The organism is Planktotalea sp., from assembly GCF_039984035.1.
Classification (GTDB): Bacteria; Pseudomonadota; Alphaproteobacteria; order Rhodobacterales; family Rhodobacteraceae; genus Planktotalea.
The window spans coordinates 1-3,159 of sequence record NZ_JBDWVM010000107.1 but is presented as its reverse complement, the minus strand read 5'-3'; the positions used below and the strand labels follow the sequence as shown (position 1 = coordinate 3,159).

At 55.2% G+C, this 3,159-nt stretch carries 2 protein-coding genes; both read right to left on the bottom strand.

The genetic code is table 11. From position 1 onward, the window contains the following. A partial coding sequence (gene gyrA, locus ABJQ89_RS04785) for a DNA gyrase subunit A (protein ID WP_348495125.1) occupies positions 1-2,765 on the bottom strand: 2,765 nt, incomplete at its 3' end. Between the two features lie 105 nt (positions 2,766-2,870). Next, on the bottom strand, positions 2,871-3,159 hold a 289-nt coding region (locus ABJQ89_RS04780; protein ID WP_348495124.1), incomplete at its 5' end, for a YSC84-related protein.

Here is a 3,159-nt window from a genome sequence, read left to right as displayed (position 1 = left end):
TCGGTGTCGGTGCTCGCAGCGTCGTCCGCACCTTCCATGTCTTCGTCGCCTTGATCTGCAATGCGCGCGACTGACACAACGCTTTCGCCTTTGCCCGTGTTGAACACCTTTACGCCGCCTGCAGAACGCGAGCGGAAGGAGATGCCTTCAACAGGGACACGGATCGATTGACCCTTGGAGGTGGCCAGCATGATCTGATCGTCCAGCTCCACTGGGAAGCTCGCCACCACATCACCGCCGCGCATTGCCTTGTCCATGGCCGCGACGCCCATGCCGCCGCGTCCACGCAGCGGATAGTCGTGTGAGGAGGACAGTTTGCCTGCGCCGCCCGTCGTGATTGTCAGGATCAGGTTCTCAATCGCAGACATTTCTGCATAACGCTCTTGGGGAAGCTGCGTATTTGCATCGCCTTCTTCCTCATCTGGCAGTTCTGCATCATCCGCAAGACCCGCCATCGCGCGGCGCATCTTAAGGTAGGCGGCACGCTCGTCCGAGCTCGCATCGAAGTGGCGAATGACGGACATGGAGACGACCGTATCATCGCCTTGCAGCTTGATACCCCGAACACCGACAGAAGCGCGCGAGTTAAACACACGCACGTCCGTTGCACGGAAACGGATCGCGCGGCCAGAATTGGTCACGAGCATTACATCATCATCATTGCTGGCGATGCGCGCATCGATCAGCGTTGTGCCTTCATGCTCACCCTCAAACTTCATCGCGATTTTACCGTTGCGCATGACATTGGTGAAATCAGACAGTTTGTTGCGGCGCACGGTACCTGCGGAGGTCGCGAAGACCACCTGCAAATCGTCCCACTCTTTTTCGTCGCGATCCACCGGCATAATCGCTGCAATGGAAACACCGACGGGGATCGGCAGGATATTCACAATCGCCTTGCCTTTGGCCGTGCGACCACCGAGGGGGAGACGCCATGTCTTGAGCTTGTAGCTCATGCCATCGGTTGTGAAGAACAACAGCTGCGTGTGCGTGTTGGCCACGAAGAGGGTTGTAATGACGTCCTCATCTTTGGTCTGCATACCAGCGACGCCCTTGCCACCACGACGCTGCGCGCGGAAATCGGCAAGAGGGGTACGTTTGATATAACCGCCAGAGGTGATGGTTACGACCATATCCTCACGCTCGATCAGATCTTCGTCTTCCATGTCGCCGGACCAGTCGACGATTTCAGTACGACGATCCACGGCAAACTTGGCGCGAACCTCTTCTAGCTCATTGGTAATGATACCCATGATCCGCTCGCGTGAACCAAGAATTTCCAAGTATTCTCTGATCTTTGCGGCGAGTTCTTTAAGTTCATCGGTGACTTCCTGAACGCCAATTTGTGTCAGACGTTGCAGACGCAATTCAAGGATCGCACGGGCCTGCGTTTCGGACAGGTTATAGGTGCCATCGTCGTTCATTTTGTGGGTCGGATCATCAATCAGGTTGATGTATTCTGCGATGGAACCCGCTGGCCAACGACGTGTCATCAGCTTCAGGCGCGCTTCAGCGGCATCTGCAGAGGCACGGATCGTCGCGACGACCTCGTCCACGTTGGTGACAGCAACTGCCAAACCACACAAGATGTGCGAGCGTTCGCGCGCTTTGCGCAGCTCATAGGCTGTGCGGCGGGCAACTACATCCTCGCGGAAGTCGATAAAGCTGGTCAGGAAGCGGCGCAGTGTCAGCGTTTCCGGGCGACCACCGTTCAGCGCCAGCATGTTGCAGCCGAAATAGGTTTGCATCGGCGTGAAGCGGAACAATTGGTTGAGAACAACCTCAGCCGTTGCATCGCGTTTCAATTCGACCACGACGCGCACACCGTTACGATCGCTTTCGTCCTGAACGTGGGCAACGCCTTCGATTTTCTTCTCGCGCACTTGCTCTGCGATCTTTTCGATCATGGAGGACTTGTTCACCTGATAGGGGATCTCGTCCACGATGATCGCATAGCGTTCTTTGCGGATTTCTTCGACGCGTGTTTTCGCGCGAATAACGACAGAGCCGCGACCTTCAAGATAAGCTTTGCGCGCACCGCTGCGCCCCAGCATCATACCGCCTGTGGGGAAGTCTGGACCAGGAACATATTCGATCAATTCTTCGGTCGTCAGGTCCGGATTTTCGATCAATGCAAGCGTCGCGGTAACCACTTCGCCAAGGTTATGAGGAGGGATATTGGTCGCCATACCAACGGCAATACCGCCCGCGCCATTGACCAACATGTTCGGATAGCGCGCGGGCAATACTGTAGGTTCGCGATCTTTTCCGTCGTAATTGTCCTGAAAATCGACCGTTTCCTTGTCAATATCGGACAATAGATAGGCTGCAGGCTTATCCATGCGCACTTCGGTATAACGCATCGCGGCGGGGTTATCGCCGTCCATGGAGCCAAAGTTACCCTGACCATCAAGCAAAGGCAGCGACATAGAGAAGTCCTGCGCCATCCGCACCAGAGCATCGTAGATTGCGCTGTCCCCATGGGGGTGATATTTACCCATGACATCGCCAACAGGGCGGGCAGATTTGCGGTAGGCTTTTTCGTGCGTGTTACCTGTTTCGTGCATCGCATAAAGAATGCGGCGGTGAACCGGTTTCAGGCCGTCACGCAGGTCGGGAATCGCACGAGAAACGATCACAGACATCGCATAATCAAGGTATGAGGTTTTCATCTCTTGAGTGATGGAGATGGACGGACCTGTATACGCCGAAACTGGATTCGGATTTTCGTCTTCGTTTTCAGGGGTTTCTGGTGTGTCGTTCACGCGGTATTTCCTGACTTGTCACCGGGCACGCGTTTTGGGCGAGCCTCTATATTTTGTTAGCTCGTTTGTAACAGAAACATGATCTAGGGTGCAATGCCCGAGAGGCTAGTTCGGGAACATCCGTGTGTATTTCGTGCCTTCAATCGTCGCGCCAAGGCGAATACCCGCTTGTCCGAAAATGATGCCAACAACGGGCGACATTGCTGTTGATGTATCGGTGCTAAGCGTCTCGCCTTCACCAAGGAAGGAGGCGTCAACATCTGCGCCAGCGGCCCATCCGTCGCTTTCGCGGAAATCGCGCAGTGCGTCTTCGGTGATGAAGAACAGAACGTGCGCATATTGGTTCGCGCCAATCTGGATGCCGAAGTTGGCCTTTGTCGCTGTGAAGTAATCC